Raw genomic sequence first — 14,638 nt, forward strand, 5'->3', positions numbered from 1 at the left:
CGGGTTATCCGGGAAGCGCGGCGCGGGCGCAATATGCGATCGTGCCGGCCCGCCCCGGTCGCCTCAGCGCCGCCCGCCGCCGAGGAAGGTCTCCACGAACCAGCGGTCGAGCGTCATGGGCGGCTCCTGGGCGGGCGGCGCGGCCGGCACCGCGCCCACCACCGCCGGCGGCCGGTCGTCCGGCAGGCTTTCCGGCGGCAGATAGGTGCCGCCCGGCTGGCCATAGCCCGCGCCGCCGAAGCCGTAGGAGCGCAGCCCGCCCGGCAGCTCGGCCACCGGCACGCCGCGGTGCGCGTCCTTCATGAAGCGGCTCCAGATCTCCACCGGCAGGTTGGCGCCGGACGCCTTCTTGGTGGGGGAGCTGTCATCGTTGCCGAGCCACACCGCGGTGACATAACGCGCAGTGTAGCCCACGAACCAGGCGTCGCGGTAATCCTGCGAGGTGCCGGTCTTGCCCGCCGCCTCCCAGCCCGGCAGGTCGGCGCGGCGGGCGGTGCCGGAAGCCAGCGTTTCGGTCATCATGTGGTTCATCATGGCCACATATTCCGGCGCGATCACCCGGCCCGGGCCGGAAATGGCGCGCTGGTACAGCACCTTGCCGTCAGCCCCGCGCACCTCGTCCACCACGTGTGGAATGACGCCGATGCCGCCGTTGGCGAACGGCACGTAGGCCGAGGCCAGCTCCAGCACCGAGACTTCCGAGGTGCCGAGGGCGATGGAGGGGTTGGGATCGAGCGGCGAGGTGATGCCGAGCCGCTGCGCCGTCGCCACCACCGCTTTCGGCCCGAACTCCAGCGCGAGCCGCACCGACACCGTGTTCAGCGACAAAGCGAGGGCCTGCGTCAGCGTCACCGGGCCGCGATATTCGTGGGTGGAATTCTCCGGCCGCCAGCCCTTCAGCTGGATGGGCGCGTCGTCGCGCACGCTGTCCGGGGTCAGGCCGTGCTCGATGGCGGTGAGATAGATGAAGGGCTTGAAGGCCGAGCCGGGCTGCCGGCGGGCCGTGACCGCGCGGTTGTACTGGCTCTCCGCATAGGAGCGCCCGCCGATGAGGGCGCGCACCGCCCCGTCCGCGTCGAGCGCCACCAGCGCGCCCTGCCCCACGCCATATTTCGCGCCGGACTTGGCCAGCGCCTCCTCGAGCGCCCGCTCTCCCGCCTGCTGCAGCGCCGGGTCCACGGTGGTGCGGACGGTGACGTCGCCGGGCAATTCGCCGACGAACGAATCCAGCTGGTCCATCACCCAGTCGGCCACGTAGCCGGACGAATCGGGCATGCCTGCGCGCGAGAGCTGGGCCGGGCGGGCAAGCGCGGTGCTCGCCATGTCCTGAGAGATCAGCCCCTGCTGGCGCATGGCCGCGAGCACCAGCGCCGCGCGCGCCTGCGCGCCCTTCAGGTTGCGGGTGGGGGCAAGGCGCGAGGGCGAGTTGACGAGGCCGGCCAGCATGGCCGCCTCCGCCAAAGTCACCTGACGGGCGGACTTGCCGAAATAGCGCTGGGCGGCCGCCTCCACGCCATAGGCGCCGGCGCCGAAATAGACGCGGTTGAGATAGAGGTCGAGGATCTCGCTCTTGGTGAACTTGTGCTCCAGCCACAGGGCGAGCACCAGCTCCTGGATCTTGCGGGAGGCGGTGCGCTCCTGGGTCAGGAACAGGTTCTTGGCCAGCTGCTGGGTCAGCGTGGAGCCGCCCTGCCGCAGTCGGCGCGAGGTGAGGTTGGTGACGAAGGCGCGGGCGAGGCCTTCCGGATCGAGACCGAAATGGGAAAAGAAGCGCTGGTCCTCGATGGCGACGAACGCCTTCGGCAGATAGGGCGGCAGCTCGCCGATCGGCACCGCCACGCCGCCCATGTCGCCGCGCGTCGCCAGTCGCTTGCCGTCGGTCGCCACCACGGTGACGGTGGGCGGACGCTTGGGGATCATCAGCGTCTGCATGGGAGGCAGCTTGGAGGCCTCATAGGCCACGACGCCCGCCACCGCGATCAGCGCCCACACGCCGAGAATGAGGCCCCATTTCACCAGGCCGAACACGAGCGAGCCCCGGCGGCGGCGCGGCTTGCGCGGCTTCGGGGGCGGCGCGGCGCGACGGGTGGGCTCGGCAGGCGGCGGGGGCGGAGGCGCGGCACGACGGGCGCGGCGCGGCGGCTCGACCGGCGGCGGGGCGCCGCCCGAGCGGTCGCGCGGGTCGAGACGGACGTCGAACAGGGATTCGGGCCGCTCCAGCAGCGGCTCGCGCCTTGTTCCCTCGCCTCGTCCGCGTGCCGTCATGGAATGTCCCGTCGCTGCGCCCGCCTCCGGATAAGCCGGGCGCCGCTCCTTCCAGCACCAAAATGGGGCGGAAGAGCAGCGCCGGCCTCCTGCCCGACGGTAAGGCCGGGGCGATAAGGACCGGTTAAGGATCGGCCGGCAGCCGGCGGACAATGGGGCGGCGGGCGAGGAGCGGACCGCGGGGCGCGCGCGTGAGGACCGCGCCGGCTGGCGCTCCTGGCGCAGCGCCCGACGGGCCGCCCGCTGCGCTGCGCCGGCAGAGCGCGGGCGCCGACCCTTTCCCGTTGGAGGGCGGCTTCAGGGCGCGCGGGGGTCAGCTGCGCACATGGGCTCTCAAGGGCACTTGGACCAGAAGCCGATGTTGCGGGCGGGGGTCGTGTAGAACCAGCACATGCCCGGCCCCGGCGCCGGGCCGACGATGGGCACCGCGAGCCCGCCCGGCATGAAGCCGAGCGCCGCCCCGGCCGGCCCGCCGGGCGGCGCGGGCAGGATGATCGGCGGCGGTTCCGATCGCGCCGGCGGCAGGGGCGGCATGATGGGCGTGGGATCGGCCGGGGGAAGCGGCCGCGGCAGCATGACCGGCGCCGGCGTTCCGGCCGGCTTCCCGGCGGCAGGCGGGAGCGCCTCTCCTGCTGCGGCCCCGCCAGTTCCGGGCGCGGGGACCACGGCAACGCCCGGGACGGGCGGCGATCCTCCCGCCGGCGGGGGCGCTGCCGGCAGGGGGGCGGCCACGCCGGAGCCCGTCGCGGGCGGGGTGGGGGAAAGCGGCCTCACCAGACCGGACGGGGCCGCTTCCCCACTGGCTGGCCCGCCGCCCGGCAGTGGCGCGCCCGGCAAGCGGCTCGCCGCACCGGCCGCCGGTCCCGTCGCCGGGATGGTCGGAGAAGGCGGCGCGGTTCCCTCCGTGGCAGTCCCTCCGGCACCGGGGAAGGTTCCCGCCGGTCGCGGCGATCCCGGCGGGCGATAGATGGGGCGCGGCCCGGCTGGAGCACCGGGTGGCGGGCTGGCGAGCGCGGGGGATGTGCCGGCGGTTCCGGGAAGCGGCCGGCTGGACGGCTCCGGCACAGAGGGGCCTACGCGCGGCGTCGAGGGTGACACGGCACGCGGCTGGATCGCGGGGGGACGGGTGACGGGCCGGGTGGAGCCGGCAGATGGCGGGCGGGTGACGGGACGCGTCACCGGGCGGGTCGAGGGGCGCGGCGCGGGCCGGACGCTCGGACGCGGCGACATGCTCCCGGCCCCGAGGGGCGATGCCGCCTGCCCGGGCATGGCGGCGCGGACATCCGCCGCGCCGGGCATCGCAAGGCACAGGACCGCGACGAGCCCTGCCGCCGTGCTCCGGTTCGCGCGCCTCATGCCCTTCCCTCCGCCTGTCGCGCGCGTGATCGCGCCGCCTTTCGCCCGTCTGGAGCGTGAGACCCGTCCGTCACAGCCCCGCCTGCCCAGCTAACCCATCGGAAAGACCGCAAGGCAAGCGCCGCCTCCAGTCTGGCGCAGGATGCCGCCGCTTGGGGGAGATGACATCTACCGGTCGATCGCGGCGCTTTGGCGGTAGCATGGGAGTGGTTCGCCGCCCATGCCCGGCTCAGACCGGCAGACCGGGCCCGGCTGCCAAGCCATTCGGAAGCCATGCCCGAGCCCCCGGGGCGCGAGCCGGTCGCCGCCCGCCGGGCTCCGGCGCGGACGGGCGCGCGCACCGCTCGCGGCCGTCGCGGGATTGCGGTAAAGAGAACGACTGGCCTCGTTGAAACCGTCGCCGCCCAAGATCGCGAAGAAGATCGCCGAGCAAGATCGCCGAGCATGTCCAATCCCCGTCCCGCCAAAGCCAACCGCGTCATCGGCGAACCCTTCGTGGGCCAGAAGCTGAGGGCCGAGATCCGCGACATCGCCGCCGCCCACAAGGGCCGCGAGCTGGATTTGCGCAACGCCGTGGTGGCCCATCTGAAGAAGGCCATGCACGCCAGCCGCGCCGAGGCCGAGCGTCTCCTGCGCGAGGACGGCTGCGGGCGCTGCTGCGCCATGCGCCTCTCCGCCCTGCAGGATGCGGTGATCGCCTCCGCCCACGAGGTGGCCACCACCTTCCTCTACCCCATGGACAACCCCTCGCGCTCCGAGCGCATGGCGGTGGCGGCCGTGGGCGGCTACGGCCGGGGCATGATGGCGCCGGGGTCCGATACCGACATCCTGTTCCTCCTCCCCTACAAGCAGACCGCCTGGGGCGAGAGCGTGGCCGAGGCGATGCTCTACATCCTCTGGGATCTCGGGCTGAAGGTGGGCCACGCCACCCGCTCGGTGGAGGAATGCCTGCGGCAGGCGCGGGCCGACTTCACCATCCGCACCTCCATCCTGGAGGCGCGCTTCATCGTCGGCGACAAGGCCCTGTTCGAGGACCTGGAGAAGCGGTTCGACGCCGAGGTGGTGGAGGGCACGGGTGCAGAGTTCGTGGCCGCCAAGATGGCCGAGCGCGAGGAGCGCCTGCGCCGCTCCGGCCAGTCGCGCTATCTGGTGGAACCCAACGTCAAGGAGAGCAAGGGCGGCCTGCGCGACCTGCACACCCTGTTCTGGATCGCCAAGTACGTCTACCGCGTGCAGACCACCGGCCAATTGGTGGCGAAGGGCGTCTTCACCCGCGAGGAGGCGCGCCTCTTCACGCGGTGCGAGGATTTCCTGTGGTCGGTGCGGTGCCACCTGCACTTCCTCACCGGCCGCGCCGAGGACCGCCTGTCGTTCGACGTGCAGCGGGAGATGGCCCAGCGGCTCGGCTACACCGAGCATCCCGGCCAGCGCGACGTGGAACGCTTCATGAAGCATTATTTCCTCGTGGCGAAGGACGTGGGCGACCTCACCGCCATCCTCTCCGCCGCGCTGGAGGAGCGCCACGAGAAGCCGGTGCCCGGCCTCAAGGGCATGGTGGAGCGCTTCCGCGCCGGCTCCCGCCGCATCACCCTGAAGGACTATCCGGACTTCATCCTCGACCACGACCGCCTGAACGTGGCGGACGAGGACGCCTTCCGGCGTGACCCGGTCAATCTCATCCGCATCTTCCACGTGGCCGACAAGCGCAACCTCGCGCTCCATCCGGACGCCATGCGCCTCGCCGCGCGCTCGCTGCCGCTGATCGACGCCGGCCTGCGCGAGAATGCCGAGGCGAGCCGCCTGTTCCTGGAGATCGTGACCTCCAAGAACGCGCCCGAGACGGTGCTGCGGCGGATGAACGAGGCCGGCGTGCTGGGGCGCTTCCTGCCGGAGTTCGGCAAGGTCGTCGCCATGATGCAGTTCAACATGTACCACCACTATACGGTGGACGAGCACCTGCTGCGCTGCATCGGCATCCTCTCGGAGATCGAGCGCAAGGTGAACCCGGAGAACGGGCTCGCCAACGAGCTGATGGCCACGGTGAAGAACCGCAACCTGCTCTATGTGGCGCTCCTGCTGCACGACATCGCCAAGGGCCGGCCGGAGGACCATTCGGTGGCCGGCGCGCGGATCGCCCGGCGGCTGTGCCCCAGGCTCGGCCTCTCTCCCGTGGAGACCGAGACGGTGGCCTGGCTGGTGGAGCAGCACTTGGTCATGTCGACCGTCGCCCAGTCGCGCGACCTGTCCGACCGCAAGACCATCGAGAACTTCGCCGCCGTGGTGCAGAACCTCGAGCGCATGAAGCTGCTCACCATCCTCACCACCGCCGACATCCGCGCGGTGGGGCCCGGCACCTGGAACGGCTGGAAGGCGCAGCTGCTGAAGACGCTCTATTACGAGACCGAGCCGGTGCTCACGGGCGGCTTCTCCGAGGTGGACCGCGGCAAGCGCGTCAATGCCGCCCAGAGCCAGTTCCGCGCCGCCCTGTCGGACTGGTCGGACGCGAAGGTGGCGGCCTATGTGGCACGCCACTATCCGCCCTACTGGCTGCGCGTGGACCTGGAGACCAAGCTGCGCCACGCCCGCTTCATCGACGAGGCGGAGACCGACGGCCGCGCCATCGCCACCCATGCGGCACTGGAGCCGGGGCGCGGCATCACCACGCTGACCGTGCTAGCGCCGGATCATCCCAAGCTCCTGTCCATCATCGCCGGGGCCTGCGCGGCGGCGGGCGCGAACATCGTGGACGCGCACATCTCCACCACCACCGACGGCCTTGCGCTCGACACCATCGCGCTGCGCCGCGCCTTCGACCATGACGAGGACGAATTGCGCCGCGCCGGCCGCATCCGCGATGCGGTGGAGCAGGCGCTCACCGGCGAGGTCCGCCTGCCGGAGGTGATGGCCAAGAAGCTGCCCAAGGGCCGCCGCACCTTCACGGTGGAGCCGGAGGTGACGGTCAACAATTCCTGGTCCAACCGCCACACGGTGGTGGAAGTGTCCGGCCTCGACCGTCCGGGCCTCCTGTTCGCCCTCACCAACACCCTGTCGCGGCTGAACCTGAACATCGCCTCGGCCCATGTGGCGACCTTCGGCGAGCGGGCGGTGGACGTGTTCTACGTCACCGACCTGATGGGCGCGAAGATCACCGGCGCGGCGCGCCAGTCGGCCATCCGGCGGGCGCTGGTCTCGGTGTTCGAGGGGCCGGTGGAGGACGAGGAGCCCGCCCGCCGCGCCGCGCGCGGGTGAGGCGCCGGCCGGAGCGCGGGCGGCGCGGGACCGGACCTGAGGGAGAGGCCCCATCTGAGGGAGAGGACCATGGCGCGTGAGGTTTCCCCGAAGGCCGGCGCCAGCGTCACGCCCTTCCTCATGTTCCAGGGCCGCGCGGAGGAGGCGGTCGGCTTCTATGCCGGCCTGTTTCCCGATGGCGCCGTCACCGACGTGGTGTGCTACGCGGAGGACGAGCAGGGCCCCGCGGGCGGGCTGAAGACGGCGCGGCTCACGGTGGGCGGGCAGAGCCTGATGATCTTCGACAGCCCCATGCCCCACGCCTTCACCTTCACCCCCTCCTTCTCCCTGTTCGTCACCTGCACGGCGGAGGAGGAGCTGGACCGGCTGTGCGCGGCGCTCGCGGACGGCGGCGGGGTGATGATGCCGCCGGGGGCCTATGGCTTCAGCCGCAAGTTCGCCTGGGTCAACGACCGTTTCGGCGTCTCCTGGCAGCTCAACCTGCCCTGAGCGCCGCCCCGCTTTCGCCCCGCTCCCGGCCCAGAAGGAGGCATTCCGCGAAGCGGAACGAATTGCACGCCGGGCCCGCCCCCCTATATTGAGCCGGCGCCCCGCCCCGGGACGAGACCGAAGAGCACAGATGCACCTGCCCCTCCCCCCCATCGACATCGCCGGCGATCCCGCCACGACGCGCGTGGTGGTGGCCATGTCGGGCGGGGTGGATTCCTCGGTCGTCGCCGGCCTGCTCGCCCGCGCCGGATACGACGTGGTGGGCGTCACCCTCCAGCTCTACGACCATGGCGAGGCCGCCCACCGGCGCGGCGCCTGCTGCGCGGGGCAGGACATCTACGACGCCAGCGAGGTGGCGCGCACCCTCGGCATTCCCCATTACGTGCTCGACTACGAGAGCCGGTTCCGGGAAGAGGTGATCGACCGCTTCGCCGCCAGCTATGCGGCCGGCGTCACCCCCATTCCCTGCGTGGACTGCAACCGCACGGTGAAGTTCCGCGACCTCCTCGCCACCGCCGGGGAGCTGGGCGCGGACGTGCTCGCCACCGGCCATTATGTGGCGAGCCGCGCCTTGCCCGGCGGCCGCCGCGCGCTCTACCGCGCCGCCGAGGAGGCGCGGGACCAGTCCTATTTCCTTTACGCCACCACCGACGCCCAGCTGGCGCGCCTGCGCTTTCCGCTCGGCGAGATGCGCAAGGCGGACGTGCGGGCGCTCGCGGCCGAGCTCGGCCTGCCGGTGGCGGACAAGCCCGACAGCCAGGACATCTGCTTCGTGCCCGGCGGCGATTATGCCGAGGTGGTGCGCCGCCTGCGGCCGGAAGCCGGCGAGCCGGGCGACATCGTGCATCTGGACGGCCGCGTGCTGGGCCGCCATCGCGGCGTCATGCATTACACCATCGGCCAGAGGAAGGGCCTCGGCATCGCCACGCCCGAGCCGCTCTACGTCATCTCCATCGACGCCGCCCGGCGCGAGGTCCGCGTCGGCCCGCGCGCGGCGCTGGCGGTGCGCGCGATCGTGCTGGAGGACGTGAACTGGCTGGGGGATATCCCCTTCGCCGACGCGCTCGCCCGCGAGGCGGAGGTGAGCGTGAAGGTGCGCTCCACCCGTCCCCCCGTGCCGGCCCATCTCGGCCGCGCGGCGGACGGGAGCCCGGCGGTCCTGCTCGCTGAAGGCGAGGAAGGCGTTGCGCCGGGACAGGCTTGCGTGTTCTACGATGGCCCGGGCCCGGGCGCCCGCCTCCTCGGGGGCGGGACGATCGTGAAGGCCGAGGGCGTGGCCGGCAGCGTCGCCGCCGTCGCCTGAGGAAGTGGCCGGCCGGCTGGCCGGGGGAAAGATGCGGCCGGAGGCCGGGAGACGGACGATGTCGGTTCAGTACGATCTTGAAGGGCAGAAGCGGGCCTATGCCAAGTGGGCGCCCATCTACGACAAGGTCTACGTGAAGCTGCTCGCCGACGCGCAGCGCAAGGCCGCCCGCGCCGCCGCCGCCTGCGGGCCGCAGATTCTGGAGGTGGGTGTCGGCACCGGCCTCGTGCTGCCCTATTACCCGCCCAACGCGCAGGTGACGGGCATCGACCTGTCGTTCCACATGCTGCAGAAGGCGGTGGACAAGAAGGTCTCGCGCGGCCTCTCCCAGGTGGGCCTGCTGGCCGCCATGGACGCCTGCAACCTCGGCTTCGCGGACGAGAGCTTCGACGCCATCACCGTGCCGTTCGTCATCACTTTGGTGCCGGATCCGGAAGGCGCGCTGGACGAGATGTACCGCGTGCTCAAGCCCGGCGGGGAGATCGTCGTCGCCTCCAAGCTGGGCGCCGACGAGGGCGCCACCATGCATGTGGAGGCGGCGCTCGCCCCGCTGGTGAAGAAGATCGGCTGGAGCATCGCCTTCAAGGCCAGCCGCCTGAAGAACTGGGCCGCCCGCTATCCCGACATGAAGGTGATCGAGATCGCCCCGGTGTTCCCGGTCGGCTTCTTCAAGCTGGTGCGCATCAAGAAGGCTGCGCGCTGACGGCTGCGGCGCCCGGCGCGGGCGGTGGAAATCCGCCCGTGCGATGCCCCGCGCCGCCCGCGCTTTCTTGACACCCGCGACCGGCCGCCCCTATAAGCCCGTCTCTCGACATCACGTCGATGGACGTGGCAGCGTAGCTCAGTTGGTGAGAGCGCCGGATTCATAACCCGGAGGTCGGCGGTTCAAGTCCGCCCGCTGCTACCACCCTCCCGCATCCCTTTTGCCCTTGCCCGGATCAGCCCGTCCTGCGGGACAGTGCCGGTGCGCAGCGATGGACGCCGCGCGCCGCAGTAGCCCCGCGCCTCACGCGCGGAACTGGCGGGCGATGCCATCCACCGTGCGGGTGAAGACGGCGGCATCCACCCCCACGGCGGTGAACACCGATCCGGCGGCCATGTAGCGCTTCACCAGCGCCGGATCGCCGGCGAGGATGCCCGGCCGGTTGCCGGCGGCGGCGATGCGCCTCAGCCCGTCCTCGATGGCCTCCACCACGCGCGGGTGCGCCGACTGGTTCAGGAGCCCCATGGAAGCGGAGAGGTCGCCGGGGCCGATGAACACGCCGTCCACGCCCGGCACGGCGGCGATCTCCTCCACCCGCGCCAGCGCTTCCGCCGTCTCCACCTGCACCAGCACGCACAATTCCTGCTCGTAGCGCTCGAAATAATCGGTGTACCGCCCGAACCCGGTGGCACGGGAGGCGACGGCGAAGCCGCGGACGCCGTCCGGCGGATAGCGCGTGGCCGCCACCGCCGCCCGCGCCTCTTCCGCGTTCTCCACCATGGGGATGAGGAAGGTCTGCACCCCCACGTCCAGGAAGCGCTTCAGCGTGACCGGATCGTTCCACGGCACGCGCACCACCGGATGGGCGGTGCCGCCGGTGACCGACTGGAGCTGCGCGTGGACGTTCGGCAGCTCGTTGGGCGAATGCTCCGTGTCCAGCACCAGCCAGTCGAAGCCGGCGCCGGCCAGGATCTCCGTGGTGTAGCTGGAGGGGATGGCGCACCAGAAGCCGATCTGCTGACGGCCCGCGTGGATCGCGCGCTTGAAGGCATTGGCGGGAAGCGGCATGGGGTCTCCTCGGGGTGCGCCGCCTGCGCGGCTGTTGTTGCGCCGGGCGCGCGCAGGCGCTCCCTCACTGCGGCCAGAGCATATCGGGCACATCGCCGCCCAGCACCACGCCGGCCAGCATTTCCCCCAGCGCCGGGGCGAACTTGAACAGGTGGCCGCCGGCGAAGAAATCCACCGCGCCGCGACGCACCACCTCAAGCCGCTCGGATTCCCACGGCGCGCCGTCGTCGGGATGCTCCAGCGAGGTGGAGACGCAGCTCTCGATGGTGAAGCGCGCGGTGTCGAGGCCCGGCAGCGTCTCCGCCGCCAGCGCCAGCGTATGCTCGATCACCTGGTCCGGATGGCCGCCGCCGCTGCGGTCGGTGTCGCTCGGCTCCAGCCCCACGGCGAACAGGCCGTCGTGCAGCGCCGGGAGGCCGTAGGTGTAGAGCACGCCGTGGCGGTGGTCGCTCTTGTCGCGGAAAGACACCATGGGCCGGGACGCCAGATCCCCGGTCATGGGAAAGAGCAGGCGCTGGTGGACGCTGTAGACCTGCGGCACCTTGACCCCCATGGCGCCGGAGAGCACCGGCGTCTGCATTCCCGCCGCCACCAGAACGCGCCGCGCGCGCCAGATGGTGCTGCGGGTGGAGACGAGCACGTGCCCCGACCGCTGGGTCAGGCCCAGCACGGGAGTGTGCTCGTGCAGCGCATCGCCGAGGGTGCCGGCGAGCCATTCGATGCTGTCGCGGGCGCGGATGGTGCCCGCCTCCTCCTCCAGGATCACCGGCCTCGACCAGGGCCGATGCACCGGCAGAAGCTCTTCCTGCTCGGCCTGCGAGACGAAGCGGACCCTCAGGTCGAGGCCGGCGAGGCGCTTCAGTTCCGCCTCGGCCTCGGAGACGATGAGGAAGGAGCCGGTGCGCTCGATGAGGGTGCGGCCGGCCTCCTCCTCCCACAGCGCCCAGCCCTTGCTGGCCTTGCGGGCCAGCCACAGCATGCGCGGGTCGCTATAGGCCGCGCGCATGATGCGCGATCCGCCAGCGGACTGGGCACCGCCCGCAGCGCCGGCATCGAAGCAACGCACATGGATGCCAAGGCGGGCAAGGACGTGGGCCACCGACAGGCCGACGATGCCTGCGCCGACAATGGCGATCTCGGTCTCCTCGAACGGCGGACGGGGGGGCGAGACGGGCATGAAGGCGGCTCCCGATTCGGCGCTCGACCTTGCTTAACATGCTGGCCGCGCACGCGCGTCAGCCGCAGCACCACTTTTCCCCCGCCGCCCGACGGCGCCTTTCGCCGCCTCAGGCACAGCCGCGCGCGAGAGACCGCGCACGCCGAAGCGCGCCCCTCATCCGGGCCGCGCATCAACCCGCCTATGGCTCAGAGCTTTTGGGCTCGCGACCTAGACCCCCGCCTGGGAAACGAACTTGGGGTTCAGATAGGCCTCGATCGCCTCGGAGCCGCCTTCCGACCCATAGCCCGAATCCTTGATGCCGCCGAACGGGACTTCCGGCAGGGCAAGGCCCAGGTGGTTGATGGTCATCATGCCGGCCTGAACCTGCGAGGCCACGGCATTCGCGGTCTTCGCCGAGCGCGTGTAGGCGTAGGAGGCAAGGCCGTACGGCAGGCGGTTCGCCTCCGCGACGGCCTCGTCGAAGTCCGCGAAGGGCAGCATCATGGCCAGGGGGCCGAACGGCTCCTCGTTCATCATCCGCATCTCGCGGGTCACGCCGGTGACCACGGTCGGCTCGAAGAAGTAGCCCTTGTTGCCGATGCGGGCCCCGCCCGTGGCGACGTCCGCGCCCTTCTGGCGAGCGTCGGCGATCAGCGCTTCCATGGCAGGGATGCGGCGCTCGTTGGCGAGCGGCCCCATGGTGGTCCCGGCGTCGAGGCCGTTGCCCACCTTCACCGCCTTGGCGACGGTGACGAACGCATCCACGAATTCCTCGTACACCCTTTCCTGAATCAGGTAGCGCGTGGGGGACACGCACACCTGTCCGGCGTTGCGGAACTTGGCGGTGGCGATCTGCCTGGCCGCAGCCTTCACATCGGCATCGTCGAACACGATGACCGGCGAGTGGCCGCCGAGCTCCATGGTCGCCCGCTTCATGTGCGCGCCGGCCAGCGCCGCCAGCTGCTTGCCCACGGGGGTGGAGCCGGTGAAGGTGATCTTGCGGATGACCGGGTGCGGAATGAGATACGCGCTCACGTCCGCCGGAACACCGTAGACGAGGCCGATGACGCCCTCGGGCACGCCCGCGTCCACGAAGGCGCGGATCAGCTCGGCCGGTGAGGCAGGGGTCTCCTCGGGCGCCTTGACGATGATGGAGCAGCCGGCCGCCAGCGCGCCGGAAAGCTTGCGCACCACCTGGTTGATGGGGAAGTTCCAGGGCGTGAAGGCCGCCACCGGTCCCACCGGCTCCTTGATGACGAGCTGGTACACGCCGGGCGCACGGGCAGGAACGACCCGCCCGTAGGCGCGACGCGCCTCCTCGGCGAACCAGTCGATGACATCGGCCGCCGCCAGCGTCTCCATCCGGGCCTCGACCAGCGGCTTGCCCTGCTCAAGGGTCATGAGGCGGGCGATGGAATCGGCGCGCTCGCGCAACAGGTCCGCGGCCTTGCGCATGAGCTTGGAGCGGTCGAAGGCGGAGACCTTGCTCCAGATCTCAAAACCCCGCTCGGTGGCGGCGAGCGCCTCGTCCAGATCGGCGCGGGAGCAGTGTGCGACGGAGCCGATCTGCTCCTCGGTGGCCGGATTGACCACCGGGATGCGGCGGCCGCCTTCGGCATCGCGCCACACGCCGGCGATATGGAGCTGAACGTCGGGATAGGCGTCGCGCGTCGCGCCGTTGGATGCGAGGGAAGTCACGGCAGCCTCCTTGGAGCCCGATTTCTGTTGCGGCGGCCTGGCGCCGCGCCGGGGCGGCTCACGACTGGCAGTATCTAGCCATTAATCCGAAGAGTGTCGATTATCGCACCCGGCCTTATGCACGGTGCTTGCAGGCATTGCCGCCCGATCCGCCCGCGTGCATCTTCTGCCAGAAGACAAGGGCTGCGTCGTAATCCATCGACACCGGATTGGCGGCGCGCGGGTAGAGCGCGAGCATCTCGTCGGCGAGGATCGGAAGCTCCGCTTCCCCGACGCCGTGGCTGGCAAGGCCGGGCGGGACATCGACCGCCTCCAGCAGATGACGGATGCGCGCGCTGGGAGCGCCGCCGAACACCGGCGACAGGCGATCCAGGACGGCCGATATCGCTGACGCATTGAAATCGACGAGACAAGGCAGCGCGAGCGCGCACCCCAGGCCATGGGGCATCTTGTGATGGCTGGTCAGGACATACGACACGCTGTGCGCCCAAAGGCCCCCGGACAGGTTGAAGCTCATCATCGCGAGGCTTGAGGCGACGGCCATGGCATAGCGCGCATCGAGATCGAAACCGTCTTTTACGGCGGCGGGCAGCGCGCGCATGATGGTCGCGATCGCGCCGGTCGACAGAACCTCGTTGAGCGGTGTCGCGGCCGCATGCATCACCGCCTCGGTCGCGTGCGTCAGCGCATCGAGGCCGGTCGCCGCCGTGACTTTCGCAGGCATCGAGAGCGTCAGCAGCGGATCGAGGATCGCAGCGTGCGGCACAAGCTCCGGTCCGACGAGGGAGCGCTTCCGGCCGTCCATCGTCGCGACCGCGAAGATGCTGACCTCGCTGCCGGTGCCCGACGTGGTGGGCAGCAGAACCAGCGGCAGGCGCCCGGCACGCGGCGTCGCCTGGGGCGCGCCCAGATGGGACGCAGCCGAATGGCCGGAGCCGATCGCAATCGCAGCGATCTTGGCCACGTCCATCACCGAGCCGCCCCCGAGGCCGATGACCACGTCCGCCCCCTGCGTGAGGGCGAGCATCTCCACGCGCTCGATGGTCGCGAGATGCGGTTCGGGCTCGACATCGAGGAAGGTCGAGACACGAAAGCCGGCATCCGCCAGTCGCCCCTCCACGACGGCGACCGCCCCCGTTCCCGCGATCACATGGTCGCTGACGAGGACGGCACGCCGGCCCTGCGTCAGCGCGGCAGCGACCGCGCCGACCTGTCGGACGGCACCGAGGCCGACCAGAAAGCTGCCGGGCGCCGTCAGCCCGGCCGTGAGGAAGGGGCGCACCTGCCGCAGCGGCTGCGGTGCGGTCGCCAGCAGGCGGTCGATCTCGGTTTCCGTGAGCATCATCGC

General features: G+C 71.2%; 10 protein-coding genes and 1 tRNA gene. 5 read left to right on the forward strand and 6 right to left on the reverse strand.

Going from position 1 to position 14,638, the window contains the following annotated elements:
• Window positions 1-63: 63 nt before the first annotated feature.
• Both V5F49_RS07455 and V5F49_RS07460 read right to left on the reverse strand, forming a co-directional pair.
• A complete protein-coding gene (locus tag V5F49_RS07455) occupies window positions 64-2,265 on the reverse strand; it encodes a transglycosylase domain-containing protein (RefSeq protein ID WP_394117983.1) in 2,202 nt (733 codons plus the stop codon).
• A 333-nt stretch (window positions 2,266-2,598) separates the two neighbouring features.
• Window positions 2,599-2,841 carry a hypothetical protein gene (locus V5F49_RS07460; protein WP_394117982.1) on the reverse strand — a complete coding sequence of 81 codons (243 nt, stop codon included), beginning with the start codon at window positions 2,839-2,841 and terminating at the stop codon, window positions 2,599-2,601.
• Between the two features lie 1,224 nt (window positions 2,842-4,065).
• Between V5F49_RS07460 and V5F49_RS07465 the strand changes: the two genes are divergently transcribed.
• The 5 genes from V5F49_RS07465 to V5F49_RS07485 all read left to right on the forward strand — a co-directional run bounded on the left by V5F49_RS07465 (window position 4,066) and on the right by V5F49_RS07485 (window position 9,569).
• Window positions 4,066-6,870 (forward strand): [protein-PII] uridylyltransferase, encoded by a 2,805-nt coding sequence (locus V5F49_RS07465; RefSeq protein WP_394117981.1) that lies wholly within the window; start codon window positions 4,066-4,068, stop codon window positions 6,868-6,870.
• A gap of 69 nt (window positions 6,871-6,939) precedes the next feature.
• Window positions 6,940-7,359 (forward strand): VOC family protein, encoded by a 420-nt coding sequence (locus V5F49_RS07470; protein WP_394117980.1) that lies wholly within the window; start codon window positions 6,940-6,942, stop codon window positions 7,357-7,359.
• 130 nt (window positions 7,360-7,489) lie between these two features.
• On the forward strand, window positions 7,490-8,662 hold the full coding sequence (gene mnmA, locus V5F49_RS07475) for a tRNA 2-thiouridine(34) synthase MnmA (protein ID WP_394117979.1): 1,173 nt from the start codon (window positions 7,490-7,492) through the stop codon (window positions 8,660-8,662).
• Between the two features lie 58 nt (window positions 8,663-8,720).
• Window positions 8,721-9,365: a class I SAM-dependent methyltransferase gene (locus V5F49_RS07480; protein WP_394117978.1), complete on the forward strand. Its 645-nt coding sequence runs from the start codon at window positions 8,721-8,723 to the stop codon at window positions 9,363-9,365.
• Between the two features lie 127 nt (window positions 9,366-9,492).
• Window positions 9,493-9,569: transfer RNA gene (locus tag V5F49_RS07485), tRNA-Met, on the forward strand.
• 99 nt (window positions 9,570-9,668) lie between these two features.
• Here V5F49_RS07485 and V5F49_RS07490 read toward each other — a convergent pair.
• From V5F49_RS07490 to V5F49_RS07505, 4 genes are all read right to left on the reverse strand, one after another.
• Complete coding sequence (locus tag V5F49_RS07490) at window positions 9,669-10,433, reverse strand: HpcH/HpaI aldolase family protein (RefSeq protein WP_394117977.1); 765 nt, start codon at window positions 10,431-10,433, stop codon at window positions 9,669-9,671.
• A 64-nt stretch (window positions 10,434-10,497) separates the two neighbouring features.
• Window positions 10,498-11,610: an NAD(P)/FAD-dependent oxidoreductase gene (locus tag V5F49_RS07495; protein ID WP_394117976.1), complete on the reverse strand. Its 1,113-nt coding sequence runs from the start codon at window positions 11,608-11,610 to the stop codon at window positions 10,498-10,500.
• 210 nt (window positions 11,611-11,820) lie between these two features.
• A complete protein-coding gene (locus V5F49_RS07500; protein WP_394117975.1) occupies window positions 11,821-13,290 on the reverse strand; it encodes an NAD-dependent succinate-semialdehyde dehydrogenase in 1,470 nt (489 codons plus the stop codon).
• Between the two features lie 115 nt (window positions 13,291-13,405).
• Complete coding sequence (locus V5F49_RS07505; RefSeq protein WP_394117974.1) at window positions 13,406-14,635, reverse strand: iron-containing alcohol dehydrogenase family protein; 1,230 nt, start codon at window positions 14,633-14,635, stop codon at window positions 13,406-13,408.
• Window positions 14,636-14,638 lie beyond the last annotated feature (3 nt).

The sequence above is a fragment of the Xanthobacter lutulentifluminis genome (genome assembly GCF_043194675.2).
In the GTDB taxonomy this organism is placed as follows: domain Bacteria; phylum Pseudomonadota; class Alphaproteobacteria; order Rhizobiales; family Xanthobacteraceae; genus Xanthobacter.